The sequence below is a fragment of the Cytophagaceae bacterium ABcell3 genome (genome assembly GCA_030913385.1).
Classification (GTDB): Bacteria; Bacteroidota; Bacteroidia; order Cytophagales; family Cytophagaceae; genus ABcell3.
On the sequence record CP133159.1, the window covers coordinates 3,496,550 to 3,522,830 of the forward strand.

The window sequence follows — 26,281 nt, forward strand, 5'->3', positions numbered from 1 at the left end:
GGAATACCTTAAATATGCATTAGAACTTTCAATTACCTAGAAAAAATAAGGCTCTATGTGGAATACTGTGGGTAATTGAATTTCAATTTAGAGGAAATAAAGTAAATCATGTTGATAAAATTTGTAATATTCCGATATCCACGAGCTCTTCTTTTAGCTAGTTGTATTTTGCTGTTAATCCCTTCCATGACACCATTGGCAATCTGGGACTCGACATAATTGGTAATTCCTTGCCAGTGGGACTTTATTGTGTTTACAAACTTCTTGAAGGCATACAAGCCTTCCTCTTCAACAAGGTCACACCAGTAAGCCAAGAAAGCAGAGCCCTCTTCTTTTGTTTTAAACTCCCAAAAGCTCTGAAATAAGGTCTTTAACCGATAAGCCTTCCCAATAGTTGGTAACAGTTCAATAAGTACCTGCCGGTCCTGCTTCTGTTTAGCGCTAAGTTTGTGTGTGGACTTTAATAGCGTGTATTTGTGTCCTTTAAGTATTGAGTGTTCTCGGACTTCTCGCTTACGTACATCGTCCATAGCTTCATTAAGCAGTTTGACTACATGAAATTTATCAAATGTTACCGAGGTGTTAGGAAAATGTTCGAGCATGCCTGCGATAAAACCTGTAGACATATCAATGCATGCGTCGGTAATTGACAGATGTTCAACACCCTTTGCTTTTAAATGGTCTTTAATTCTTCCGATAGTGTGCCGATCCTTGCCTGGAGTAACATGAATCACACGGCGAGTAGCCAAATCTGCTGCTACGGTCACATAATCATGTCCTTTTCTTACAGAAGTCTCATCAATACCCAATTGGGTCACCGAGCTTTGATCATCTGCCCGATAGGCAATTTGTATCCAGTAGTTAAATATATTCCATATGCGCTGTGGGTACTCATTCACTAAATCAGCTGCTTTGTTCACGGGCATCTCTCGCTCAATCAAAGCCATGCTAAAAGCCTCAAACAACAAAGTAAAACCACTTCCTTTTCTAGCCCACGGCACTTCCACGGTTTTTACCTTTCCATCCGTTGTTTTGATTCGAGGGACTTTGCAATGAAGATAACATTCATGTTCAAAAAAATTGAGGTGACGCCAAGTCCTATATTGAGTATCATGAACTTTACTTTCTGGTTCAAATACGAAACCACGCTCAAAGCTAATGGTTATATGAAGTTCTTGTTTACCATTGGATGCTTCCTGAAACCTAACATCGGTTACCGACCAAGGCTTTGTTAACTGCAAAGCCAATTGAAATATTTCGATACTGTTCATTTTGTAAAAATAACTACATTATATCACCTTTCCACAGTAAATCATATAGACCCAAAAATAAACTTCAATTCAGGATTAATGACAAAAAAAAATGGCCACTTCTGCATTCCGAAGTGGCCATTTTTATGGTATTATGTATTATGCTTATTTAGTCAACTTCCTGAGGAACGGCTTCTTCCATTTCTTCAACCTCAGCCTCTTCATCTGCTTCAATCAAAGTCATTTCCTCTATCAGGTGGGTTGCCCCGGCAAATTTATCTACAATAAATAATACATAGCGGATATCAGTAACAATACAGCGCTGCAATTCAGGCTCAAAAACCAAGTCACCGCTCATGGCTTCCCAGTTTCCATCAAAAGCAGTTCCGATCAAATGACCTTCTGCATTTATTACAGGGCTACCAGAGTTACCACCAGTAATATCATTATTGGTAATAAAACATACCGGCACAGTACCATCGCTTTCATAACGCCCAAAGTCGTTGTTGTCATGCAACTCCTTTAGTTTGGCAGGAACAATAAACTCTTCACTGTCTGGATCTTCTTTCTCCATAATACCTCTTAGCGTCGTACCATGTAAGTACTTAACACCGTCTCTTGGATAATAACTTTGTACAGTACCATAAGTCAAACGCATAGAAAAGTTTGCATCTGGATACATGTTTTTCCCTTCTTTCAACTGTTTCAATGCACTAAGGTATACACGCTCCTGTTGACCCAAAGCCATATACACACCACCCAAAACAGGTCCGGCTTTTTCACGGAATTCCTGAATAACGGTTTGTGCCAGTTGAAAAGCTACGTCTTTTTCTAAAGCTTCTGCCGTTGGGTTATCTAGAAACGCATTCACCTTTTCTTCAGAAACCAACATTGATTTCTTAAAAATACGGTCGGCCAAACGTTCAAAGCTCTTAGTGGTGTTTTTCTTTATTTTGTCAAATGCAGACGGATGGAATTCTTTATCTACATCATTGTAATACATTTCAAACAAAGCCACCATCAAATTACGATCAGTTGGCGCATTGTAATTTTTGAAATGGTCTCTCATCTCATCCCTTAGTTCAGCAGTTACCGAATCTATAATTTCTTGATCCAGGTCAGCAGAAAGCACCTCATAAAACTCGTTCATCTGATAAGCCAATAGCATCACCTCTGGAGCCAATAAAGCTTCTTCCAAATACACATAAGGAACAGTAACCTCACGGCTGGCATCATAGATCTTTTCGTAGTTATCCATTAAGTTGCCATATTTCCCCTTTCTGCTTTCATCAGCCTGCACCCATTCCATGAAAGCCTGTTCTTCTTTCTTTTTCCTGTCTATAACGTTCAGGCGCTTTACACCTTGGTTTTGACCAATAAAGTACTTATAGTAATTACTTACCTGATAATATTTTGGAGAATACTTAATACGGATTTCTTCAGAAGCATCCATATCGGCTTTCATTACCTCCAATCTTTTTTCCCTAATCTTGATTCTAGCTGAATTTTTCAGTTCCACTACTTCTCTTAAACCTTCAGAGGTAAGGTATCTCTGGGTGTTTCCTGGATAACCAAGCACCATGGTGAAGTCACCTTTTTCTACCCCTTTTAACGATACAGGAAGATGGTGTCTTGGTTGTAAAGGAACATTGTCAGGATCGTATGCAGCAGGCTTTCCGTCAGGACCAGCATATACCCTAAAGAAGGCAAAATCGCCGGTATGCCTAGGCCACATCCAGTTGTCAGTATCTCCTCCAAATTTACCAATAGAAGAAGGCGGTGCGCCTACTAAGCGAACATCTTCAAAAGTTTCATAAACAAACAGGTAGTATTCGTTACCACCATAGAAATCCTTAATTTCAGCATCATAGTGGGTACCCTCTACTGCCTTACTTTCAAGTTCTTCTGTAACCGCTTGAATAGCCTGCTCATCTCCTGAGCTTGCAGCAGCCAATACTTCAGAAGTAACATCCTCCATCCGCACTAAAAAAGTCACAGAAAGACCCTCGGTAAATTTTTCTTCCTCATGCGAAGAAGCCCAAAAACCGTCAGACAGGTAATCGTTTTCTACCGAACTGTGTGTTTGGATAGACTCGTATCCACAATGGTGGTTGGTAAGGATCAACCCTTGGTCAGAAACTATTTCACCTGTACAAAATCCTCCAAAGTTTACTATAGCATCTTTTATACTCGAATTGTTGACACTATAAATATCTTCAGGTGTAAGCTTTATGCCAAGGCGTTCCATTTCTTCAAAATTACGCTCAATTAGCAAGGGCAACCACATCCCTTCATCTGCTTTGACCAAGTTCTGAAAACAGGTCAAGAAGATAAATGAAAGACAAATAACTCTTTTAAACATATTGGAATATTAAAATTAAAAAAGGAAAATATTTACCATAAAGCCGTTTTCTTGCAAAAATGTTCAAAAAAACAGGAAATTATTCAACAGGCACAAAGCTCCTGCAATGCTTCTTATAAGCCTCACCAGCATATTCATAGCCATTTTCATCAGCCACCTTCCAATCTCTACATGCAGTCACTGTATCTCCTTTTGCAAAATAAGCAAGACCCATGTGATACACTATTTCCATCCGATCAGGTTCGAGCTCTAGTGCTCTCTTTAAATCAATAACGGAAGAATCGTACTGGCCCACATATAAACGGCCGACACCCCGCCCATACCACGCATCTACCAACTGATCATCAATATCTAACAATTTGTTATAATCTTTAATAGCATTTGCAGGATCTGACAATGCATAGTTCTTTATTTCAGCCCTTACAAACAAAGCGCTGTCGTTTTCTGGGTATTGACTCAAAAAAACATTTAAGTCTTCAACAGCTGGTTTATACTTTTTAAGGTTTACATAAGCCATGGCTCGGTCAAAGTAAACTTCAGCGGCAGGTTCTTCGGAAAAAGCGATGTGAGAGTTATAGTCAGAAATACTTCCACGATAATCGTCAAAGAGGTGAATTCTCAAGGCTGCCCGTTCAGCATACGGGTCGGGGTTTTCAGGATTTAACTCCACCGACTCTGAAAACTTTTGGTACGCTTGGACATAAAACCCTTTTGCTTTCAAATCTATTCCTTCTGCAAAGTATTTGTCAGAAGCAAATCTGTTCATAAAGTTATAAAAAAACACCGCAGCGACAATCAATACAGCAAATATCCCTAAGCTCATAAAAACATGAGCCAGCTTTACACCAGGCTTTTTCTTTGCACTTGGTCTTCTGGCTTTGTATGATGCTTTTGGTTTGGGCTTTGGTTTTTCTGCATAAGAAGCCGTGGATGTACTTGAGTAGCTCCGTTGCCGTTGATACATTTGCCGCAAGTCATACTGCTTACGCTTTCTAGGGTCAGAAAGCACTTGGTAGGCTTCGTTTACCTTCTTAAAATGCTCCTCAGCAAAAGAGCTCCCAGGATTTTTGTCAGGGTGATATTTGACAGCAAGTTTTTTAAAAGCAGCTTTTATCTCCTCTTGATTGGCAGTAGGAGAAATCCCTAAAATTTGATAATATGTAAATTGCATCAAGAAGTAAATTTATACTTTTTTCCAGGTAGCTGCTTAATAACATTTCTACATTCCAGCCCTAACAATACGGACGCCAGCCTGCTAAGTGATATTTGGGACTTCCAGCTAATTTCATCCACATGAAGAAACTCTACACCGGCAAGCAATTCCAATATACAGTTTTCATCGTCCGTATATAATGCTCTATCCCAAGCACAGTTATTAACTTTAGGAGCACTTTGGTCTAGATCCCAATTTAACAAATATTCAATATCTTTAACGCCTGTATAAATACTAGCCTTATGTTTTTTAATTAGGTTGTTACAACCAGAAGAATATTCTTCGCCGATTTTTCCTGGAACAGCAAGTACCTCCCGGTTGTAGTCATTGGCTATTTCTGCTGTAATTAAAGCTCCGCCAGAAACTGCTGCTTCTACCACTATGACCGCATCGCACATGCCTGCAATAATCCTGTTCCTTGAAGGAAACCGGTGTGCGTCAGGCTCTGTGCCAAATACGTACTCACTCAAAACCCCACCTCTATCCTGCATTTTTAACGCTGTAGATTTATGCACAGGAGGGTAAATCCTATCTACACCAGTGGCCATCACTCCTATAGTAGGCAAACCACATGCCACAGCGGCTTTGTGGGCACAAATATCTACACCGTACGCCAAGCCACTAACAATAAGCGGCTGATGAGGCATAAGGTCATTTACTATTTTCTGCGTAAGTTCTTTGCCATAGTCAGTAGCCCGCCGTGTGCCAACAATGCCGATAGACTTACTATTATTTAAATCGGCATTACCCTTATAGTAAATCAACACGGGTGCATCATTAATCTGGCGCAGCCTTACCGGATACTCCTTGTCCGTATAAAAAAGCAGTTTCACATTTTGCTGCTCTGCTTTTTTCAAAATTTTTTCGGCCTCCGGAAAAACTTTTTTCTCGATTATGGCCATAGCATGTTTCTCCCCTATACCCGGTATCCTTAAAAGCTTACCTTTAGGATATTTGAAAACCTGCTCTACCGAACCACAATAACTAACTAACTGTCTTGTTAAAGAACTTCCTATTCCAGGAATAAGCCCAATGGCTACTTCAAAAAATTTACTATTGTTCATGGTCTCTCAGCAAAGTAAGAACCCCTTTATAATGTTCCCAAAAATCGTATTTGTCAAATCCTTTTATTTTCACATGCCAATAGTATACACCGTCGCTACTGTTCATTCCGTCCCATGCATCTTCGGGGTCTTCAGAATAAAAAACACGGCTCCCCCATCGGTTATATATGCTCAGGCTAAACTTACTATAGTCTTTTGCGCCTATTTTAAAGGTGTCGTTTAAACCATTCCCATCAGGTGTAAATAAGTTAACTGCCTGTATTTCTGGCTTACAGTGAGAAATATAAACAGAGTCTCTAACAGTACACCCTCCTACTGGTGTCACCTCTACCCAGTAATGACCAGGCCTGGTAATATTAATTTCATTTTCCCTTTCACCTGTGTTCCAAAGGTAATTATAGTCATTATCATGATGTGTCGCAAGTGCTTCTTTGTTTCCTTCACAAAGTTCAAAAGGTTCACTGACAGAAACAACTGGCAGTGGAACAGGAATGACATCTACCCACATCGAGTCTTTTCCGATACAACCATTGGCATCAGAAACAGATAAATAATAAGTAGAGGGCACTTCAGGGGACACGACAGCAGTTTCGCAACCAGAGGCAACCTGTCTATCATTTTGTAGCCACTGATAGTTATATGGAGGCAATCCTCCAGAGGCCGCAGGAGTTGTCCCAATTTCAACCTCCTGACCTATGCAAATTTCTTTGTCATTGCCTGCGTCTGCATTAGGCAAAGGATTTACCGTTACCCTTACCTCATCATAAGAAAAGCAATTATCCTCAGGATCTCCAGCTTTTAATGTATATAGATAATTTGCCGGCTCATGACCATTGGCTTGGGGTCTAACAGTAGGGTTTTGAAGGCTAGAGGCTTCATCAGGCAAATTCGGCGACCATTCAAAAACATAGTTTTCAGGATAGTTTTGGTCACCCCCTAACCTTACCTCTTCGCCATCACAAATAACTTGGTCTTCACCTGCGTCTGCATCAACAGCGGGTGTTTTTCCTTCAATACTTACATTTTTTATAGAATGGTTGTCTGCCCTACCACCGGTAGAAGCAGAAAATCCGAAGTACCCTTTATAATTTAAATCATAAGCACCTTCCAGCATCAAGGTTCCATTCAAAAACACCTTCAATTGACCATTATCATAGTCAACCCTGGCGGTGTTAAAGGAACTGCTCCTAAGGCCGCTTACCCGCTCCACTCGATGTAGCTCACTGCACTCATCATAGTCTACCGTACCATCTCCGTAAAAAATCTGTATTTCAGGATTTTCACCTTCACAAAAAGCAGGTGAGGATGTAGAGTAATCATTATCTACCCGGTTGTTATAAGTATCAAAAACTACGGCCAGTCCTCTGGGGAAAGCAGGCAAACCGACTTTGCTTCCATGCCTCAAATCTTGCTCTTGTGGCAATTCCCTTAAAAAAGAAAAAGCCAAACCATCAGCGCCATTACCATCAAATATCCTGAAGTCAAATGTTACCCTCCACCGCTGACAGGCACCGGCATCGAAAGGTAGACTGAAGAAAGCCCCGCCAGCCCTATCTAATCGGCTATTGTCCACCAAAATTACTTCAGGACGTATATCGCCACCTTGTGTAGAGCCAGTATAAGCTTCTCCCATCAAATGCCATCCCTGTACAAAAATATCCGGCCAGCCTTCCAAGGAAGCAAATTCATTAAGCTGTGAATAGCCAAACCTACTGAACAGCAGTAGAAAGAAAAGTATAAATATACGTTTCAAGATCTAGGGCAAGTTATTTCTTAATTCAACTAAAAACGATTTAATTTTCTCAAGAGAATAAATCATTTCGGCATTATCTTTCACTTTGTCTTTTTGCACTTTAATAATTTCATTAGCCCCCTGCAAGGTATAACCTTTCTCTTTGACCAGGTGATAAACCAGTTTGATATTCTTGATATCTTCACTGGTATATTGACGGTTTCCCTTACTATTCTTTCTGGGTCTTATTATTTCAAACTCCGACTCCCAAAAGCGAATAAGGGATGTGGCGACCTTAAACATATCTGCCACTTCACCTATGGTATAATACCTCTTTTCTATATTTTTCTCTTTATAAGGCACTACTTTTCCTTGAACTTATAACATTAGCCAATGAATATATTAAACCTGAAATATGCATTAGAACTTCTATTGCATAATCCAGGTTAAAGCTGCCTAAAGTTAAGTGTAAAAAACAACATCAGCAACACCAAATCTTTGATATCACAGCGTCAAGAACTCAATGACATAACCAATGTCCTACTTAATGTTATAAAATCAAAGTGCCAACCTAAACATGCTTTTATGTGGTTGGCACTTTATTATAATAGACTTATGAATATAATAGACTTATGACAGTGATTGGTTTTCTTTAGAGGCAATTTCCAGAATCTTCTCATATTCTTCTGGATTCAGATCGTTATAGAAGTAATGAACAGGGTTTACTTTTTTCCCGTTGTGGATCACTTCATAATGCAGATGGGGAGCTGTTGAAGATCCAGTATTTCCGACATAACCTATACACTCGCCCCTCTTCACCTTTTGTCCTTGCTTCACATTAAATGCACTCATGTGGGCATATTTAGTCACATAACCATAACCATGGTCGACTTCGACCTGCTTACCGTAGCCTCCTAAACTTGTTTGCACCAAGCGCACCTTACCATCGCCCGTAGCATAAATTGGGGTACCTTTAGGCGCCATAAAATCTACCCCTGTATGCATTTTCTTAACTTTATAGATTGGGTGAAAACGCATACCAAAGCCAGATACCAGTTTATTAAGCTCCTTATTGATCACAGGTTGAATAGCCGGTATGCTGGCCAACATATCCTGCTTGTTTTTGACCATTTCAGCCAACTCATCATGAGATTTGGTCTGAATGTACATCTGGCGCTTCAGGTTTTCCATTTTCTGAATCGTGTTAACAATCAGTTTTTCGGTACCAGAGCTTTTGGCAAGAATATTTTTATAGTTAGAGTTAAACATGTTTTTGCTGCGGATATTGGCAGGAATAGGTTCTGCCTCGAAAATCACCCTATATATGTTATCATCTCTTTCCTGAAGGGAAGTAAGCATGTCCCTGGCCATATCCAGCTCCTTGTTCAAAAGCTCATAATAAAGGATCAGTTCTTCATTTTCACGAGCAAGAGCGGTTTCCTTAGGAGACTCAAAATATCTTGTATAGGCAAACACAAGCCCAACGGCAAATACAAAACTCAAAAGAACAAAACCAGCAGCATTGAGAATAATGTCTGAAGTTGATGTCTTTACCCTTTCGTATTTACAAGTTTCGGTGTCGTAGTAATAATTTATTCTGGCCATTATAAACTTCCTGTTTTTATTCTAACTTTGCAATTAGTAAAATTATTTGAATAAACGCTTATTCATGTAATTTTTCTGCAAACAAACATGTAATATATAAAAAAGTTTTGTAAAAATATAACTTTAAAAGGAACATTTAGGCCTGATGGAATCTAAAATAATCAGAAAAAAATTTTTGGAGTTTTTTAAGTCAAAAGAGCATCAAATCGTTAGCTCTGCTCCCATTGTAAATAAAAATGACCCCACCCTGATGTTCACCAATGCAGGTATGAACCAGTTCAAGGACTATTTCCTTGGCAACAAAGTTCCTACCAGCAGAAGGGTGGCCGATACCCAAAAATGCCTTCGTGTATCTGGTAAGCACAACGATTTGGAAGAAGTTGGCATAGATACCTACCACCATACAATGTTCGAAATGCTGGGCAACTGGTCTTTTGGGGATTATTTCAAAGAAGAGTCTATTCAATGGTCTTGGGACTTGCTCACTGAAGAGTTTAAACTGCCGAAAGACCGCATATATGTTACTGTATTTGGTGGCGATCCTGCTGAAAACCTACAACCAGACAATGAAGCTTACCAATTATGGAAAAAAATAGTACCAGAAGACAGGATCCTTTATGGCTCTAAAAAAGACAACTTCTGGGAAATGGGCGACCAAGGGCCATGTGGGCCTGCGTCTGAAATCCATATAGATTTGCGCCCAGAGGAAGAGATTGCCAAAATTCCTGGCAAAAACCTGGTAAATGAAGACCACCCATTGGTCGTAGAAATTTGGAACATCGTTTTTATACAATACAACAGAAAAGCCGATAGCAGCCTTGAACCATTACCTGAAAAACATATTGATACAGGCATGGGCTTTGAACGTCTGGTAATGGCCATACAAAACAAAACATCTAATTATGACACAGATGTTTTCCAGCCACTTATAAAGTTCATTGCCGATCACGCAGGTAAAAAATATGGCCAGAACCCTCAAGACGATATTGCCATGCGGGTACTTTCTGACCACATAAGGGCCATTTCGTTTACTATTGCCGATGGACAATTACCATCAAACAATAAGGCAGGCTATGTTATTAGAAGAATTTTAAGAAGAGCGGTAAGATATGCCTATACTTTCCTCAACTTCCGGGAGCCTTTCCTTTATAAAATGGTGCCACTGTTGGCCAAACAATTCGAAGAGGTGTTTCCTGAACTTAAAGAACAACAGGACTTTGTTCAAAAAGTAATTCAGGAAGAAGAAAGCTCTTTCTTGCGGACCTTAGAAAACGGTCTTAAAAGACTTGAGCAAATAAAAGCGGAAATAAACGGAAAGACAGATACCATAGATGGGAAAACAGTATTTGAACTCTATGACACTTTTGGCTTCCCACTTGACCTCACAGCACTTATAGCCAGGGAAAACGGACTCAAAATAGATGAGGAAGGTTTCCAAGAAGAAATGGCACAGCAAAAAGACCGGTCAAGAAAAGCGGCTACTACAGAAACCGGCGATTGGCAATTGGTTCATGCAGAAGAACACGAACCAGAGTTTATCGGTTACGACCACCTGCAAAGTGCCTCTTCTATCGTAAAATACAGAAAAGTAAAAGCCAAGAAGAAAGAGCAATACCAAGTAGTATTGGACACCACACCTTTTTATGCTGAAAGCGGTGGTCAAGTTGGAGATACCGGCTATTTGGAAGTTGGCAGCGAAAAAATACCTGTTACTGACACAAAAAGGGAAAATGACCTTATTATTCACCTGACAGATAAGCTTCCGGCAGACCCTAAAGCTGAAGTAAATGCAGTGGTAGACGTAAAAAAACGTCAACTGACCAAAAACAACCATACAGCCACACACCTTTTACACGCAGCCTTGAGGCAAGTACTCGGAGACCATGTCACACAAAAAGGGTCTTTTGTTAACGACAAAGTACTAAGGTTCGATTTTTCCCATTTCTCCAAACTTTCTGATGAAGAGCTCACAGAGATAGAAAAGATCGTTAATAAAAAAATAAGGGAAAACATACCCTTGGACGAAAAGCGCAATGTACCTATAGAGGAAGCGCAAAAGCTAGGTGCTATGGCCTTGTTTGGTGAAAAATATGGAGACTTTGTTAGGGTCATTACTTTTGATCCCAAATACTCTGTTGAACTTTGTGGCGGAACACATGTTCAAGCTACAGGCGAAATAGGGTTTTTCAAAATAGTTTCAGAGTCTTCTGTAGCAGCAGGAGTAAGGAGAATAGAAGCCGTAACAGCAGATGAAGCTGAAAAATACGTCAATCAGAACCTTGACGTTCTAAACCTTATAAGAGCAACTTTAAAAACTACGGGAGACCCTGTAAAAGCAGTAGGGGACCTTCTTGAAGAGAAAAACACCCTTGCCAAGCAGGTAGAAGCTTATCAAGGACAAGAAGGACAGACGGTAAAAGAGGCTTTACTGGAAAAATCTACTAACTTTGGGGGAATCAACTGCATTATAGAATCGTTAAAGATTTCATCAGCAGATACCTTGAAAAATATCGCTTTCGAGCTAAGAAACCAGGTAGAGAACCTTTATTTGGTGTTGGCTGCTGAAATAGAAGGCCGACCTCATATAACCGTGATGTTGTCTGACAATATCGTCAAGGAGCGCAGCTTGAATGCAGGCAAAATCGTCAAAGACCTAGCCAAAGAGATTCAAGGTGGCGGTGGCGGACAGCCATTCTATGCAACTGCAGGAGGCAAAAACAGTGCAGGTTTGCCTAAAGTAACAGAAAAAGCCACCGAATTTATTAAAAGCACAGTGGCATAAACAGATTGAAATTTTAGATTTAAACAAACAGGCTTAGGCCAATAAATAAAATTATGAGTACTTCGGTTAATGAAAAATATCAGCCGGTAATCGGGCTTGAGGTGCACGCCCAGTTACAGACCAAAAGCAAAATGTTTGCGTCAGACTCCAATGAATTTGGCAATCTACCTAATACCAACATTAGTGCCATTACACTGGCCCATCCTGGCACACTGCCTCGAATCAATAAAAGAGCAGTAGAGTTTGCCGTAAAAATGGGACTGGCTTGTAATTGTGAAATTAACCGTATCAATTCTTTTGACCGCAAAAACTATTTTTACCCTGACTTGCCTAAGGGCTATCAGGTTACCCAAGACAGGGCACCTATCTGCCTGGGCGGTTATATCAACATAAAAACCAAAGCTGGCGAGAAGAAAGTGCGCCTAAACCGTATCCATATGGAAGAGGATGCGGGAAAAAACATGCACCTGGCAGGTGAAACAGATACGTTGGTAGATTACAACCGTGCCGGTGTACCACTGATAGAAATTGTTACAGAACCTGATATTTCCACACCAGAAGAAGCCTTTGCCGTAGTTGCTGAAATCAGGAAGCTGGTCAGATACCTAGAAATCTGTGACGGTAATATGGAAGAAGGCTCCCTACGTTGTGATGCCAATATTTCTATCATGCCCAAAGGCAGCACTACATTTGGAAAAAAAGTGGAGGTCAAAAACATGAACTCTACCAGAAACGTCCAGAGAGCTGTGGAGCATGAAATAATGAGGCAGATTGAAGAGACAGAAAAAGGAAATGCCATTGTTTCTGAAACCCGCCAGTTCGATGCCCCTACCGGTACAACTACCAGTATGCGTACCAAAGAAGAGCTTAACGACTACAGATATTTTCCTGAGCCAGACTTGCAGCCTTTGAAAATTTCTGAAGATTGGCTTGACGGCATCAGGCAAAACATGCCAAGCCTTCCGCACGAACTGTACAAAAAGTTTACACAGGAGTATAAACTACCTGAGTATGACGCCCAAGTTCTTACTGACTCTAAAGAAGTTGCACTATACTTTGAAGAACTTTGCACACATACAAAAAAGTACAAAGCTGCTTCGAACTGGGTCATGGGGCCAGTAAAATCATATTTAAATGAACTAACTTTGCATATAAAGGATTTTCCAATTAGTACTGAAAAATTGGCAGACCTTATAGACTTTGTAGATTCAGGAAAAGTGAATTATACCATTGCCTGTCAGAAAATATTCCCTGTTTTACTAAAAGCAGACGGAAGGACAGCTAAAGAAATCGCTGAACACTTCAACCTGATACAGGAAAGTGACACTTCGGCCATTCAACCAATTATAGATGAGGTATTGGCTAAGTTTCCAGAAAAAGTCGCAGAGTATAAAGGAGGCAAAAAGGGTATTTTGGGCATGTTTATGGGTGAGATAATGAAACGCACCAAAGGTAAAGCCGACCCTAAAGTTACCAGTGAACTAGTACGACAATCGCTTGAAAATTAATAAACACTATTGCTAATGAGATTTTCTTATTTCCTGTTTTTAATAGCCTCTGCAGGGATTATTTCCTGTACAGGAAGCCAGGATAAAAAAAATTTGGCTGACAATGGATACCAGATTACTGGAAAAATAGACAACCTGTCAGACAATGAAATAATTTTGTACAAACTTGAAAACAATTCATGGAAAGGGGTAGATACGACCCAAGCCAATGACAAAAACGAGTTTGTATTTCAAGGAAAAGTTAAAGAGAGCGACTTTTACCTGATTGGGTATGACAAAGAAAAATCGCTTGCACTGGTTCTGGACAATATATCGTTAAAAGTATCAGCAGACGCCAATGACCCGCAAGGAAGCCCTGCTGTTAAAGGTTCCTCTGATAACGATGACCTGTATGTATTGCTACCCCGTGTTATTGCATACAATGATTCAATTCAGTTTCTTAAAGCTGAGCTGGAGCGTCTAGAAACCGAAGAGAAAAGTGACTCTCTTAAAGCCGTCTTAGCAGAAATAGACGCTTATAAACAGTCTAACGAAAAGTGGCTAAAGAACTTTGCTGATAGCATAATGCCTTCTATGGCCGTTTTCAAAGCTATTCAGTTTCTTGATCCTTATCAAAATACAGAGTATTTGAATAAACTGGCTATTCGCATGAAAAAAGAAATGCCAGATGCTAAATATACTCAGCAGTATGCCACAGAGATTACCCGTATGGCCGAGGAGAAAAGGAAAAGAGAAGAAAAAATGGCCAACAGCAAGGTAAGCGAAGGTAAAAAAGCGCCTGACTTTGCCTTAACAGACCCTGAAGGAAATGAAATATCTCTGAGTGATTTGCAAGGTAAATATGTACTGCTTGACTTTTGGGCTTCTTGGTGTAACCCTTGTAGGCAGGAAAATCCAAACCTAGTAAAAGCCTATCAGAAGTTTAACAAAAAAAACTTTGAGATTTTCAGTGTCTCACTTGACCAAAAAGAAGATGCATGGTTGAGGGCTATCAAAAAAGATAACATGACTTGGAAACATGCTTCGGACTTAGGCGGATGGCAATCGTCAGTGGTTCCTAAATATGAACTAGAAGGTATTCCTGCAACATTCCTGCTAGATCCTGAAGGAAACATTATAGCCAGAGACTTGAGAGGCGATGCACTCGAAAAGAAACTGGAAGAAGTACTTAAATAATAAAAAAAGTGATGGTTCTAAACAGCCATCACTTTTTTATTTCCCCTCCCGCTTATCCTTTGTATAGCTTGATGACCTTTCTCCCCCCTACACACCCAATATTTATCTTAATTCAATAAACTAACATTCAATGACTTACCTCAAACATTGTTTTTTTTTGAACATTTATACCCACATATACAGTTCTTTCTATACAGGTATTTAATGTTTTTAACTATGAAGAATCAAAAAAAGCATAATGAGAAAGGCAAAGCGGAAAAAGTAAAAAAGACTGCTTTAAGTGATGGTGGTGAGTTTATATCAGTGAGGCCTCACAAAGATGATTTTTCGGATCAGGATCACAAAGAAAACTTTGATTTTGACAAAGCAAAAGGATATACAAAATAAAAAACAGAGGTCCCAACAGCCTCTGTTTTTTTTATTTTGCTCTGTTTCTTCTCCTATAAAGCCCTCCATCATCAAAAAACGGGTCATGATAAAACTCCTTATGTTCAAGTGTTCTGTTGTACCCATTGCCGTGCAATACCTCGCGAACTTCATGCTCATAATCTCGAGTAACCGGCCCGCCATGAAAAACAGGGGTATTCATTAATTTCTCCTGATCTAGTAGTTCTAAGTAGACCGTATCATCCCCCTCCTCTCCGACTTCTACCAAACCAATTGGAACAATTAGGTGCCGCTCTCCCCCGGCATGGGCAAATTCACTAGCCGCTTTAATATCTACATACCTAACTTTTTCTGCTTCTTTATCTACGATAAACTCATTCACCACCCCAAGCTTTTTATCGTCAGCGCCTATAACAGGCCAAGACCGTATATCGGGGTCATTGTTGGCTACTTCATAATCATCAAGTTCGCTCAACCTAAATAAATGATGGTTGTCTTTTTTGTCCATAGATACATATTTTCAAAATGACAAAATTTATGCTGCCGATATACCAAAACGTCTTCTTCCTGAAATACAATATCCCGAATAAACCCTCCTGAGAGGTTAAAAAAACGTTGAACTTCACTCCCCTGTTCATCTATTTGCACATCAATATCTATGCTTTTAGCTGCCGCCCGTACCTGTCCTATTTGGGTATCTAGCCTGGGAAACCGTTGAATCTGCAACTGTTCCATCCAATTGACTGCACTAATAAGGCCTGACCTGAGCGAATCCGCACGTAAACCTGTATTCGGAGACTGTTGAATGTATCGGGCTACTCCATCCAGCCTAGCTCTATTTTCCTTAATATCTATACCAGAAATCCTATATTCTTTTGAAAGAACCTCCAATGCGCCCGCAAGCAAGCGAACCCCTCTTGACACATGCGCATGGTCAATTTGTTCTTCTGATAGCGTATCGGTCACCGCTACATAAGTAAGGAACTCATTAATCTCTTGGGGAATTCCAGCCGTACCTTCGTTTTGCACCTCTGGATCTTCGATGTCCGCTACCTGTCGCTCCCTGTCAAATACCCTTACCACCAACCATATGACCAAAAGCCCTAGCAAGACACCCAATACCCAAGGCCAAATAGGCTTCTTCTTCTGTATCCGTATATCAGCCATAATTTTTAATTCTTACCTGTTAACTCAAAATATGCAATAGAGTTTATTATGATTGACAAAACAACAAAAAATCATCGAAATTTGACAAAAAGCACCCCAAGTTCAAAAAAATAACAAATCACAATCAGGTAAAAACAACAAAGGAGAAACAGATAGGTTCTGCTCCTCCTTCGTTGATAATGCAAATTTTACCTTCCTAATTCTTTTACCTTTTACTCATTATTTTGCTTAAAAGTCGCAAAATTTCAAGGTAAAGCCAGATTAAAGTGACAGTCAAACCAAAAGCTGCATACCATTCCATGTATTTTGGCGCTCCTGCTGCACTACCCTGCTCAATAAAGTCAAAATCCAGAACTAGGTTAAGAGCTGCTATTACTACCACAAATAAGCTAAACCCGATACCCATCCAGCCACTATCATGAATATAAGGCATAGAAGAACCAAAAAGATTCAATACGAAGGAAAGAAGGTAAACAACCGCTATAGCGCCTGTTGCAGCCACAACACCTAACTTAAAGTTTTCGGTAGCTTTGATATAACCCGACTTATAAGCCAGCAACAAACATAAAAAAGTACCCATAGTCAATGTCAAGGCCATAACCACAATACCTGGAAACATGGCCTCAAAAATAGCACTCACTGACCCTAAAAAAAGACCTTGAAACAATGCATAAACAGGGGCTGTAACAGCAGACCACTGTTTTTTAACAACTGTAACAATGGCCATAAGCAAACCACCTCCTATACCTACATACATAAGCGGCTGAACCCAAGGGCTGCCATTTATGAACATAGACCAAGAACACGCACTTGTCAAAAATACCAGCAACAACATTAGGGCAGACTTGTTAACGGTACCGCCAATGGTCATAGTTTCTGTTTGACCTGGAACGGCTGTACAAGTTGTAAAAATTTCAGATTTTAATGTTGGGTTAGATGATCTCATATAAAAGTGTCTAGTTTAACATGCCAATTAAGCTATTAATCATAAAATTAAAAAAGAATAACGACTTTTTTTTCAACCTAGATTATGCATATGATTTGAAGTTATTTTGCCACGCAATATAAAGTTCTAGTGCATAATCCAAGTTCAACCATTACGCCATCAGCAGGTTAACATAAACACCTATAAGTTTAGAACATTTCTTATACAAAAAGGTACAACTACTACAATGTATTATGACAAGCTACTAATATAACACCTAGTTTTTTACCTCTAAGCCAAAATAAACCTTGACAAAATCCTTCATTTCCTGCAGCCCTAAAGCCACTACAGCGCCATCATTTTCTATCAAAGGACGTTTTATCATACTGGTGTTATCTTGGATAAGTGCTGCAGCTTTGGAAGGGTCACTTGCAGCCTCCTTTTCTTCATCCGTCAACTTACGCCATGTTGTTCCCCTTTTGTTTACTAGGTCCTCTGCCGAAAATTGAGCGAACCATTCTTGCAGTTTTTGTTCATCAACACCTTCCTTTTTATAGTCATGAAACTCAAACTCCACCTCATGATCATTTAGCCACTTTAGAGCTTTTTTAACTGTATCACAGTTTTTAATTCCGTATACCTTCATAATTTCACCTTTTTATTCTAAAGAACAATTCTACAGTTCTCTTATAAACAAAAATAAAAAATTAGAAATAAATCCCACTATTTCATAAAAGTTCTAATGCATATTTCAGGTTTAATTCTACAAGCTGCTCCCTTAACCAAAAACCCGGAAGCCAGTGAAGACTTCCGGGCAAAGGAAACAGAAACAAACAAAAAGTATTATAGGGTTACCAACTTAGAAATCTTATGTGTTATTAGCTTATTTGGGCTCGTTTAGTTACTTTTTGCCTCGCCGGCAGGGCCTTACTTTTTTTCTTAGACAAAAAAAGTAAGCAAAAAAGTCAAGGCCTGTGATGAAATTTGCTAAACTTTATAACCATTACGCTATCCCGATAGCTATCGGGATGAAACTCACCCTCCTTGCGTCGGGCTCAAACAGCAAATTTTTTGGCCGCTTCATGCTTATAAAGTTCTTAACGCAATTTCATCAATGGCCACCTTATTTTCTTAAATGGCACATATCGCCATTTAAGAAAGGCAGTTTAAAGGATTTTATCATACAAAAAAACTTATTACTTCCTAGAGACTTAAATGGGTAATCTTAAAACATTATACCTTTCCTACCACAAATGAAGTCATAGAAATAGACCCCATTACCGTTTTATCATTAAAAAAAGATAGCTCTTCCCCCTTTCCCTGAAGTGCCAAGGCATATAAAGCTGGCAAGAAATGATCGGGAGTAGGAACAGACATTTTTACTGCTTTACCTAAGGTGGAGTAATCTGAAAGTTTTTTATAGTCTTTAGACTCAATTAACGACTTAAATAATTCATTAGCTTCCAAAGCCCAGTCATACCCATACTCCGGTTCTTGAATCTTGTCCCATGCAATCACCTTTAGGTTATGTACCAGATTTCCGCTACCTACAATCAATACCCCTTTGCGCCTCAAAAAAGCCAACTCCCGAGCAAGTTCGTAGTGATACAAAGGAGGCTTTCTGTAATCAATACTCATTTGCAACACAGGAATATCCGCTTCAGGAAACATCGGATTCAGTATACTCCAGCAGCCATGGTCAAGCCCCCAACTTTCGTCCAGACCAACTTGGGTGCCTTTCACCAAACGCTGGGTTTCTTGAGCCAATTCCGGTAAGCCTTGCGCAGGGTAATGAATTTCAAACAAAGCATTCGGGAAGCCGCCAAAATCATGAATCGTCTTTGGTTTAGGCATGGCCGTAACATAAGTACCTTTTGTTTCCCAGTGTGCTGATATGCATAAAATTGCCTTAGGCCTAGGAAGCTTCTGACCAAGCTTTTTCCAATTGAGTGAAAATTCATTTTTCTCAATCGCATTCATTGGACTACCATGACCAACGAAGAGAACAGGCATTAAAGAGGGCTCGTCAGATAGCCCACCTAAAGAACGTAAAGATTTAAAACTCATAGAAAAACCAGCCAGTGGCGCCAAAGCCAGTGCTTTAATAAATGTTTTTCTTTTCATTAATCTATTAAGTTAAACAATTTATCCTTTGCCCTCCGTACTTTAGGCAAGTTAGCCAACCAATCATTTTCAGCATCACGGTAGCCCAAAGGTAGTAACGTGACACTTCTAAGCCCTTTACCCTTCAAGCCTAGTATGCTATCTAACTTTCCACCGTCAAAACCTTCCATAGGTGTAGCATCAACCTGCGCTTCTGCCGCCGCGGCAATGGCCGTACCAAAAGCTATATAGGTTTGCCTTGCTGCCCAATTGAAGTTCTCTTCTTTAGGCCGGTCAATCAAAGAAAGAATCATCCCTTTATACTGGTTCAATGACTCCAAAGAAACGCCCCTGGCAGTAGCCATAAAACCGATGTACTCTTCTACCTGACTTGGAACCACATTATCCCAAGCGGCAAATACCAGCAAATGTGAACAGTCCACCACCTGAGACTGTTTTGCCGCCTCTTCAAAAATCTTCTGCTTCACGCCAGGGTTAGTAACAACAAGTACCGTATAAGGCTGCAAACCCATAGAAGAAGGTGCCAAACTTATTGCTTCCAACACCCTATCAACTTGAGCTTGGGGCACGGGTGTACCATTCATCTTCTTAGTTGCGTAACGCCATTTTAATGCTTTTATCAAATCCATATTTTTAAGTAAATTTAGCCAATCTAAATTAAATGTAAATACAATATATGTCATAACATTTAATTTCACAAATTGGTTTTGTAAAATAAAGTAAAAAACTGTTTCTATACATATATCTTATGCATGCAAATTGCCGTAGCAGGACATGACCGACTAAATTGCTCACTACGCCTGATTGCAGAAGGCACCAAAGACCTATCTACAACCACAAATCCAAGTTTTTTAAAATAGGAAGAAGCATCTGTTGTGAGCAAAAAAAACTCTACCACTCCCTTATCACCAGCAGTCTGAAAGACTGTTTCACACAAAAGCCGGCCAATTTTCCCGAACCTGTACTGCTCAGAAACCACCACAGACCGAAGCAGACCATATTTACCATATACTTCCATACCAGCAGCACCAATCAGATTCTTGTTTTCTTTGGCTATAGCAAAGGTAGACCTAGAAAAATCGACGTCCTCCGGAAGGTTACACTCCTGAAGCAACAGCTTTAAATCATGCCACTCTTCAAAAAAATTCTGGTGGCAAACCCTAAAAACAATACTATTTCTTTTCATACGAATTTGAAAACACCCAGACAATATCTATCAGGCTTCTTCAGCAAAAATTGTCTTTATTTTGCCAGAAAAGTAGTAAGCAAAACATGTAATTTAAACCATTTCTTACCAAGAAAAAACTTTAGCATTATCTTTTGGCCTTTCCCAACTATCCCCAAACATTCCTTCTTCACCCTTTCTCATTAACTTTAAAAACAAAAAATTGTATTATTACAACTTTTTATAAAACAATAAAACCACAACTAACTATTTTACAGAAAACAAACAACTTTAACAAAACAACAATCTAATATACACGTAAAAAAATATCATATTTAATACATATATTTGTCCAAAAATTAAAATGGTATATCCAAACCAAGACAATTTCTATTAACAGGCATTTTTCTCCCTAAAAGAAACCGAATACTTAAGGCATAGAAATAAACAAGTATAACAATGTGTAAACTATTGATTGTAAAAAAACTTAAATCTTAACTAATCATATACATGCACAAGAAACTCATTTTTTTACTGGCAGCTCTGTTCATCCCGCTAGTGCCACAAGCACAAGATATGGATTGCCCCATCACATCTGACATGATAGATGATACGGTGGAAGAAAAAGTACAGCAGTACCTCAGAGAGAACATAAACAGAAAGTCATCAGAGGTATATAAAATACCGGTAGTTATACATGTATTGTACCGTAATGGAAGAGAAGAAGTAGGTGTAGAAGAAAATATTACAGATTATGAAATATATAAGTACCTGGAAGAGCTTAACAACCAGCTTCGCAAAGTGCCTGGCTCCAGCGGTGATGGAAATGGTGTTGACACACGTATAGAAGTTGTACTTGCCACTAAAGACCCTGAAGGGATCCCTACCTCAGGCATTAACAGGGTAAATGCTTCCTCTGTACCACACTTTAATACCTTAGGATACAGTTTTAACAACTCAAATCCTTCTTTGGACAACACAGCTGCCATAAGAGATATTACAACATGGGACAGGACCAAGTACCTAAACATTTATCTCGCATGGGGCATAAATTACAATGGAGGGTTTTATGCTGGGTTAGGTGGCACATTTGGCGCAGCTATGCAGTATAACACAGACCCTAAAACCTGGACCCACGAAATTGGACATTGCTTCGGTTTATTACACACGTTTGAAGATGGGTGCAATGAAGCAGATTGCGAAACTGAAGGAGACAGAGTCTGTGACACACCTCCTACCACCCAAAATGCTTTTTCAGGGAACATGGGGGATTGCATCGGAGCCTCTCCTTGTGGAACAACCGCACAGATTAGAAACTACATGGATTACTCACTCAGAACCTGTAGAAATAAATTTACGGCAGGACAAATGGATCGTATGCATGCTTTTTTAGAAAACCCCTGGTATGTCTGGCGAACTATTTGGCAGCCTGAAAACCTAGTTGCAACAGGAACTGATGGAAGGGTAGCTCCCAAAATCACCTTTTTTGATGCCAGCACCAACAACCTCTGTATAAGAGACTCTGTCAGCTTTTCATTCCATGCGACCAGAAATCCTACTACCTGGCAATGGGAATTTGAGGACGGAAACCCTGCATCTTCCAATTCTAGAGAACCCGCTGTAGCTTTCCTGACTCCCGGAAAAAAGAAGGTAACGCTTACCTTAACAAATGATTATGGAGAAGACATTTTGTCTAAGGAAGAATACATTGAAGTTTATGCCAACGAAGATATTACAGTTGTTAGTGACACTGGGGACGTTGGTGACACCCTAAGGTTAGTAGCTTCCGGTGCAGGAAACATAAGATGGTTTGACTCACAGACTTCAGTAGATCCCGTTTTTACAGGAGATACCTTTACCACGCCTGCCTTAGACGAAACCCTTACGTATTATGCCCAAGCTTATTTCGATGTACAGCCTTATTCTACAGGAAAAGAAAGGTCTACAAAATTTAGCTCAGGAACAGGAGGGTATATCTTATTTGACGTCCACCACCCCTTAACCATTGATTCAGTAAAAATATTTGCCCGCATCTCCCCAGTAAATATATCGATTAGAGACAAAGATAATAGAGTCATCAACGAATGGGTAGTTGACACAACTATAAGAGAAGGACAATTTCTGGCACTTGATCAGTTTTTGCCTGTAGGGGAAGATTATAGACTTTCATTGGACAATAATGGAACAGGATGGTTGTATTTTGATCGAGAAGACACAGGCTTCCCATATACTGTACCAGATATCCTTACCCTGAAAGCTAGTATTTTTGGCCAAACCAACAGAGGTGACTATTTGTACTTTTACGACTGGCATATTACAGCCTTAGAAGAATGTCCAAGTGCCAGGATACCAGTTCTGGCAAAAATAAACCAGCCAGAGCCGGAGGAGCCTGAAGATCAAGATCAACCTGACGTTCCGGTAGCTGTCAAACATGCCACAGAAGGGGTTGAACTCTCGGTTATACCTAACCCGTTTTCTACCAGAACCTGTATAAAAGTAGAGTCTGAAGTACAAGGAAATCTTAAAATAAAACTTCTGGACAATACAGGCAAAGTCGTAAGCCTGGTACATGACGGAAAACTAAATACCGGAACAAATGAGTACTACCTGGAAAGAAAAAGTCTCACCCCCGGAATGTATTATATGATTGCAGAGATAAATGACCTGCCGGCAATTCAAAAAGTGGTAGTTTACTAGCAACATAAATTTGCACTAACTTAAAGCCCCTGCCCATTAACCGGCAGGTTTTTTTTGTCCTCCAGATAACAAGTTCAACCGGATAGTTTTACATAATTCGAGTTAAAATAACAACAGAAGAACTGAAAACTTGATAGAGCAAACCTAGCAGTGTCCTAAACAGGAGCATATAAAAAACTGGAGACTTTTTGGTTTTGTATCTAGATATTCCGAGCTTCATTGATGCAGATATTAAAAATAAAATAAAGCACCCGAAAAATAATATTTTTAAAGAAAAGTGGTTATTAAAAAAACATTACTTGAGCATATGAAAAGGTTTATCGTTTTATGTACAGCTATAATCATAAGTGGCATCTCCCTCGAAACCAATGCCCAGCTACTACAAAATGCTAAAAATGCCGTAAAATCAGGAAATGTTGGTTTATCCCAACAAGAAGCTGGCGAGGCTATTAAGGAAGCACTAAACAATGGTGTACAGAAAGGCGTAGAAGTACTCAATAAAGTCCGGAGGCTATCTAAATAACCCCCAGGTAAAAATACCTTTTCCGCCAGATGCGCAAAGAGTTGAAAGCACCCTAAGAAAAGCAGGACTTGACAAGCAAGTAGATGATGTAGTATTATCACTAAACCAGGCAGCAGAGGATGCTGCTGCTGAAGCAAAACCAATTTTTATGGAAGCGATCAAAGGCTTGTCTATTCAAGATGCTGTAAAACTTATCAAAGGAGAAGATGATGCTGCAACGCAGTATCTGGAAAGAAACACCACTAACTCTTTGAGCGAAAAATTTAAACCGGTTATTTCAGCATCCCTTGAAAAAGTAAATGCAACCAAGCATTGGGAAACAGCCATTACCCGCTACAACAAAATCCCTATGACCAAGAAGGTGGACGCAGACCTGGAAAATTATGTAACAGAAAAAGCCATAGCGGGATTGTTTACAATGGTAGCCAAAGAAGAGTTGGCCATTAGAAAAGATCCGGCAGCAAGAACTTCGGACCTGCTAAAGAAAGCCTTTAAATAAAAATATAACCCTTCAATGAAAATCCGTAAAACCCTTTTTATACAAAAGGTTTTTACGGATTTTTTTATGCGTGATTTTAAGACTCCCTCCCCAAATTAACCGCACATCAGTATCTCTGTCAGAACCTATTCATATTAATTTTCAAATTCAGGAATTAGTAACCCCAGGCTACCTCTAGCAGGTGGGTGGGTGGTCAGAAGACACAACCACGGAAACAGAACTGCTAAACCGCCACCAGCCAAAGGGAAAGGTCTAAGACACAACCACGGTTTAGCAGATACTCCCCCCTTGCCCAAACACCACTGGTAGACCTGAATTATGCGATAGGTTTCTTCATAAACAGCAAAATAGCAATACTACTGAACGTAAAAAATAAGTGCTATTAATAAAATTATAAAACTGTCTTAATATTCAACTTCTTCTAACGCTCTTCCATCTGGATACCAACTTCTATAGGCGCCAGACCTTTTCCCCATTTGATAATTAACTTCAATAGCCTTAGCACCATTCTTATACCAAGACTTCCAAAGCCCATCTTTTATACCCAGTTCAAACCTCCCTCTTTCAGACATTTGATCGTTATCATAGTATTTTTCAAGCAAGTAAGTACTTGTATCATTCTTTTCTTCAAAAAATTTTACCTTAGTAATCGTTCCATCAAGAGGCGACTCTATTTTTGAGACCATAACTTTATAAGAACCATCTTCCCAGAACTCATCTTTCCAGTTTTTTCTCTCTCGACAGAACGCTAAAACAAAAAGCATAATCAAGTAAAAAGGCACGTGCTTCATTCTGTCACCTCTTTTGTTCTTCCATAAATTATTCACACCTCTTTAGACGCACCACCTGTTACAACTAAACCAAGTTCATGCTCTTCAGCGAGAGCTGGCCAAGGTGCTTTTTGACTTCTTTGGTGGTGGTGCTCATTGGGCTTTAAGTTTTGGTTGAAAAATATTTAAAAAAATTTCACTTATACCTTTTTGCTCCAAAGGCAGCATTTAGGTATTAAAACACAATACATATAAGTATTTTTTTATCCACCAAAAGGAGTATTTTTGTATATAAATCGCTTCTAAAACGTTCTAACCTGAGTTCGACTTTAAAAAATGGCCATTTGGTTAGTTTCAACCGCTTCATATTTAATAGCTGGCTTCTTAGGAAAGAAAGAATAAGCGATTAAACCCGATATCAGGTTGGTTATAAAGTTGTTAAATGATCTATGCCTTGAATGCTCTACCTGGCACATGTTTTTTAATTCATCATTAACAGTCTCTATAACAGAACGTTTTCTTAGCATAATCTTGTCCTTCAATTCCATTAAAGTGTTCTTCATGTTATTGCGGATGCTGGTTATCAAGTGTAGCCCATCAATGAAAAGCAGGCTTGTCAGTTCTTTAGAAATGTACCCTTTGTCTGCATAAAGCTTTCCTTTTAAGGTTTTTATGAAACTTTTATTTTTTAGAGGCTCCCTATCGTCTACATTGCCTTGGGTAATGACAAAGTTCAGTAGCTCTCCCTTGTCATTTATAACTATATGTAGTTTAAAACCAAAGAAATAGCCCATTGTAGACTTGCCAACCGTGGCCATATCCTTAAACACCCTGTTTCTTTTTATCCTCTTGTTATTACATACTCTGATAGGGGTGGAATCTATAAAGGAAATACCTGTCCCTTTGCCCATACAGCATGTCTTCAAAAAAATAGTCATTGGAAGTGTTGCTGCCTGCATCAGTTCCACAAATCAATTGTAAGAGACGGTTTCAGGGAACAAGTGCGAAAGATGAACCTTTACAAAGTTTACATAAAAGTGCTTCATGTTTCGATACCCGCCCGAGTGGAACATAACCATTATGGTAATGACCTCGCTACAGCTCATCCTAGGCTTTCTCTTAGGTTTATTCCCCAAAAGGTTCTTTTCCATTGATTTGTCAAATTCTAAGCAAAAATCGTCAATTAAATAGAAAATTTCAGTAATTTTATTGTCGTCAAGAGTCATGTTTTAGTAGTTAAATTGTTGATTTTCAGAATATTAATTTAACAAAAGAACATGGCTTTTACTATTTTTCAGGGCAAAAAATTAGATATTTTTTGACATTTTTATA

Annotated in this window: 22 protein-coding genes and 1 pseudogene; 7 read left to right on the forward strand and 16 right to left on the reverse strand. The window is 39.4% G+C overall.

What is annotated here, in order from left to right; all coding sequences use genetic code 11:
• Nucleotides 1-53: 53 nt before the first annotated feature.
• The 7 genes from RCC89_14045 to RCC89_14075 form a co-directional block, all read right to left on the reverse strand.
• Nucleotides 54-1,271: an ISL3 family transposase gene (locus RCC89_14045; GenBank protein ID WMJ74280.1), complete on the reverse strand. Its 1,218-nt coding sequence runs from the start codon at nt 1,269-1,271 to the stop codon at nt 54-56.
• Between the two features lie 148 nt (nt 1,272-1,419).
• Nucleotides 1,420-3,612, reverse strand: a complete 2,193-nt coding sequence (locus RCC89_14050) for a S46 family peptidase (protein ID WMJ74281.1) — start codon at nt 3,610-3,612, stop codon at nt 1,420-1,422.
• A 79-nt stretch (nt 3,613-3,691) separates the two neighbouring features.
• Nucleotides 3,692-4,783, reverse strand: a complete 1,092-nt coding sequence (locus RCC89_14055) for a DnaJ domain-containing protein (GenBank protein ID WMJ74282.1) — start codon at nt 4,781-4,783, stop codon at nt 3,692-3,694.
• The gene (gene dprA / locus RCC89_14060) at nt 4,783-5,889 is read right to left on the reverse strand and encodes a DNA-processing protein DprA (protein ID WMJ74283.1); all 1,107 of its coding nucleotides are present in this window, start codon (nt 5,887-5,889) and stop codon (nt 4,783-4,785) included. The genes RCC89_14055 and dprA overlap by 1 nt, the downstream gene beginning before the upstream one ends.
• Nucleotides 5,879-7,642, reverse strand: coding sequence for a gliding motility-associated C-terminal domain-containing protein (locus RCC89_14065; GenBank protein WMJ74284.1), 1,764 nt, complete (start codon nt 7,640-7,642; stop codon nt 5,879-5,881). Before RCC89_14065 ends, dprA begins: the two co-directional genes overlap by 11 nt.
• Nucleotides 7,643-7,645: 3 nt before the next feature.
• Nucleotides 7,646-7,984: a MerR family transcriptional regulator gene (locus RCC89_14070; protein WMJ74285.1), complete on the reverse strand. Its 339-nt coding sequence runs from the start codon at nt 7,982-7,984 to the stop codon at nt 7,646-7,648.
• Nucleotides 7,985-8,251: 267 nt separating this feature from the next.
• On the reverse strand, nt 8,252-9,226 hold the full coding sequence (locus RCC89_14075; GenBank protein WMJ74286.1) for a M23 family metallopeptidase: 975 nt from the start codon (nt 9,224-9,226) through the stop codon (nt 8,252-8,254).
• A 145-nt stretch (nt 9,227-9,371) separates the two neighbouring features.
• Here RCC89_14075 and alaS point away from each other — a divergent pair, with 145 nt between their 5' ends.
• The 4 genes from alaS to RCC89_14095 all read left to right on the forward strand — a co-directional run bounded on the left by alaS (nt 9,372) and on the right by RCC89_14095 (nt 15,079).
• On the forward strand, nt 9,372-12,008 hold the full coding sequence (gene alaS / locus RCC89_14080; protein WMJ74287.1) for an alanine--tRNA ligase: 2,637 nt from the start codon (nt 9,372-9,374) through the stop codon (nt 12,006-12,008).
• Nucleotides 12,009-12,061: 53 nt separating this feature from the next.
• A complete protein-coding gene (gatB, locus tag RCC89_14085) occupies nt 12,062-13,516 on the forward strand; it encodes an Asp-tRNA(Asn)/Glu-tRNA(Gln) amidotransferase subunit GatB (GenBank protein WMJ74288.1) in 1,455 nt (484 codons plus the stop codon).
• 15 nt (nt 13,517-13,531) lie between these two features.
• The gene (locus tag RCC89_14090) at nt 13,532-14,692 is read left to right on the forward strand and encodes a TlpA disulfide reductase family protein (GenBank protein WMJ74289.1); all 1,161 of its coding nucleotides are present in this window, start codon (nt 13,532-13,534) and stop codon (nt 14,690-14,692) included.
• Nucleotides 14,693-14,908: 216 nt separating this feature from the next.
• Nucleotides 14,909-15,079 (forward strand): hypothetical protein, encoded by a 171-nt coding sequence (locus RCC89_14095; protein WMJ74290.1) that lies wholly within the window; start codon nt 14,909-14,911, stop codon nt 15,077-15,079.
• Nucleotides 15,080-15,110: 31 nt separating this feature from the next.
• On the opposite strand, the gene RCC89_14100 is transcribed toward RCC89_14095, so the two are convergent.
• From RCC89_14100 to arsN2, 7 genes are all read right to left on the reverse strand, one after another.
• Nucleotides 15,111-15,587, reverse strand: coding sequence for a PRC-barrel domain-containing protein (locus RCC89_14100; protein WMJ74291.1), 477 nt, complete (start codon nt 15,585-15,587; stop codon nt 15,111-15,113).
• Nucleotides 15,551-16,246, reverse strand: a complete 696-nt coding sequence (locus RCC89_14105) for a hypothetical protein (GenBank protein ID WMJ74292.1) — start codon at nt 16,244-16,246, stop codon at nt 15,551-15,553. Before RCC89_14105 ends, RCC89_14100 begins: the two co-directional genes overlap by 37 nt.
• A gap of 205 nt (nt 16,247-16,451) precedes the next feature.
• Nucleotides 16,452-17,192, reverse strand: a complete 741-nt coding sequence (locus RCC89_14110; GenBank protein ID WMJ74293.1) for a Bax inhibitor-1/YccA family protein — start codon at nt 17,190-17,192, stop codon at nt 16,452-16,454.
• Nucleotides 17,193-17,448: 256 nt separating this feature from the next.
• Nucleotides 17,449-17,817 (reverse strand): ArsC family reductase, encoded by a 369-nt coding sequence (locus RCC89_14115; protein WMJ74294.1) that lies wholly within the window; start codon nt 17,815-17,817, stop codon nt 17,449-17,451.
• A 587-nt stretch (nt 17,818-18,404) separates the two neighbouring features.
• A complete protein-coding gene (ygiD, locus tag RCC89_14120) occupies nt 18,405-19,295 on the reverse strand; it encodes a 4,5-DOPA dioxygenase extradiol (GenBank protein WMJ74295.1) in 891 nt (296 codons plus the stop codon).
• The gene (locus tag RCC89_14125; protein WMJ74296.1) at nt 19,295-19,924 is read right to left on the reverse strand and encodes a nitroreductase family protein; all 630 of its coding nucleotides are present in this window, start codon (nt 19,922-19,924) and stop codon (nt 19,295-19,297) included. Before RCC89_14125 ends, ygiD begins: the two co-directional genes overlap by 1 nt.
• A gap of 104 nt (nt 19,925-20,028) precedes the next feature.
• Entirely contained in the window at nt 20,029-20,481 is a 453-nt protein-coding gene (gene arsN2, locus RCC89_14130; protein ID WMJ74297.1) for an arsenic resistance N-acetyltransferase ArsN2, read from the reverse strand.
• A gap of 489 nt (nt 20,482-20,970) precedes the next feature.
• Here arsN2 and RCC89_14135 point away from each other — a divergent pair, with 489 nt between their 5' ends.
• The 3 genes from RCC89_14135 to RCC89_14145 all read left to right on the forward strand — a co-directional run bounded on the left by RCC89_14135 (nt 20,971) and on the right by RCC89_14145 (nt 24,179).
• The gene (locus tag RCC89_14135; GenBank protein WMJ74298.1) at nt 20,971-23,157 is read left to right on the forward strand and encodes a M43 family zinc metalloprotease; all 2,187 of its coding nucleotides are present in this window, start codon (nt 20,971-20,973) and stop codon (nt 23,155-23,157) included.
• Nucleotides 23,158-23,464: 307 nt separating this feature from the next.
• The gene (locus RCC89_14140) at nt 23,465-23,680 is read left to right on the forward strand and encodes a hypothetical protein (protein WMJ74299.1); all 216 of its coding nucleotides are present in this window, start codon (nt 23,465-23,467) and stop codon (nt 23,678-23,680) included.
• A gap of 13 nt (nt 23,681-23,693) precedes the next feature.
• On the forward strand, nt 23,694-24,179 hold the full coding sequence (locus RCC89_14145) for a DUF4197 domain-containing protein (protein WMJ75663.1): 486 nt from the start codon (nt 23,694-23,696) through the stop codon (nt 24,177-24,179).
• A 404-nt stretch (nt 24,180-24,583) separates the two neighbouring features.
• Here the strand turns inward: RCC89_14145 and RCC89_14150 are convergent, their stop codons facing one another.
• Together RCC89_14150 and RCC89_14155 are read right to left on the reverse strand one after the other, a co-directional pair.
• Nucleotides 24,584-25,006 (reverse strand): hypothetical protein, encoded by a 423-nt coding sequence (locus RCC89_14150; GenBank protein ID WMJ74300.1) that lies wholly within the window; start codon nt 25,004-25,006, stop codon nt 24,584-24,586.
• A gap of 272 nt (nt 25,007-25,278) precedes the next feature.
• A pseudogene (locus tag RCC89_14155) lies at nt 25,279-26,175 on the reverse strand (IS982 family transposase).
• Nucleotides 26,176-26,281 lie beyond the last annotated feature (106 nt).

Coding starts and splice junctions, on each gene's coding strand:
- RCC89_14045 (WMJ74280.1), bottom strand. CDS start 1,271: ATGAACAGTATCGAAATATTTCAATTGGCTTTGCAGTTAACAAAGCCT.
- dprA (WMJ74283.1), bottom strand. CDS start 5,889: ATGAACAATAGTAAATTTTTTGAAGTAGCCATTGGGCTTATTCCTGGA.
- alaS (WMJ74287.1), top strand. CDS start 9,372: ATGGAATCTAAAATAATCAGAAAAAAATTTTTGGAGTTTTTTAAGTCA.
- RCC89_14135 (WMJ74298.1), top strand. CDS start 20,971: ATGCACAAGAAACTCATTTTTTTACTGGCAGCTCTGTTCATCCCGCTA.
- RCC89_14075 (WMJ74286.1), bottom strand. CDS start 9,226: ATGGCCAGAATAAATTATTACTACGACACCGAAACTTGTAAATACGAA.
- RCC89_14055 (WMJ74282.1), bottom strand. CDS start 4,783: ATGCAATTTACATATTATCAAATTTTAGGGATTTCTCCTACTGCCAAT.
- RCC89_14105 (WMJ74292.1), bottom strand. CDS start 16,246: ATGGCTGATATACGGATACAGAAGAAGAAGCCTATTTGGCCTTGGGTA.
- RCC89_14125 (WMJ74296.1), bottom strand. CDS start 19,924: ATGGATTTGATAAAAGCATTAAAATGGCGTTACGCAACTAAGAAGATG.
- RCC89_14090 (WMJ74289.1), top strand. CDS start 13,532: ATGAGATTTTCTTATTTCCTGTTTTTAATAGCCTCTGCAGGGATTATT.
- RCC89_14050 (WMJ74281.1), bottom strand. CDS start 3,612: ATGTTTAAAAGAGTTATTTGTCTTTCATTTATCTTCTTGACCTGTTTT.
- RCC89_14095 (WMJ74290.1), top strand. CDS start 14,909: ATGAAGAATCAAAAAAAGCATAATGAGAAAGGCAAAGCGGAAAAAGTA.
- gatB (WMJ74288.1), top strand. CDS start 12,062: ATGAGTACTTCGGTTAATGAAAAATATCAGCCGGTAATCGGGCTTGAG.
- arsN2 (WMJ74297.1), bottom strand. CDS start 20,481: ATGAAAAGAAATAGTATTGTTTTTAGGGTTTGCCACCAGAATTTTTTT.
- ygiD (WMJ74295.1), bottom strand. CDS start 19,295: ATGAAAAGAAAAACATTTATTAAAGCACTGGCTTTGGCGCCACTGGCT.
- RCC89_14110 (WMJ74293.1), bottom strand. CDS start 17,192: ATGAGATCATCTAACCCAACATTAAAATCTGAAATTTTTACAACTTGT.
- RCC89_14100 (WMJ74291.1), bottom strand. CDS start 15,587: ATGGACAAAAAAGACAACCATCATTTATTTAGGTTGAGCGAACTTGAT.
- RCC89_14140 (WMJ74299.1), top strand. CDS start 23,465: ATGAAAAGGTTTATCGTTTTATGTACAGCTATAATCATAAGTGGCATC.
- RCC89_14115 (WMJ74294.1), bottom strand. CDS start 17,817: ATGAAGGTATACGGAATTAAAAACTGTGATACAGTTAAAAAAGCTCTA.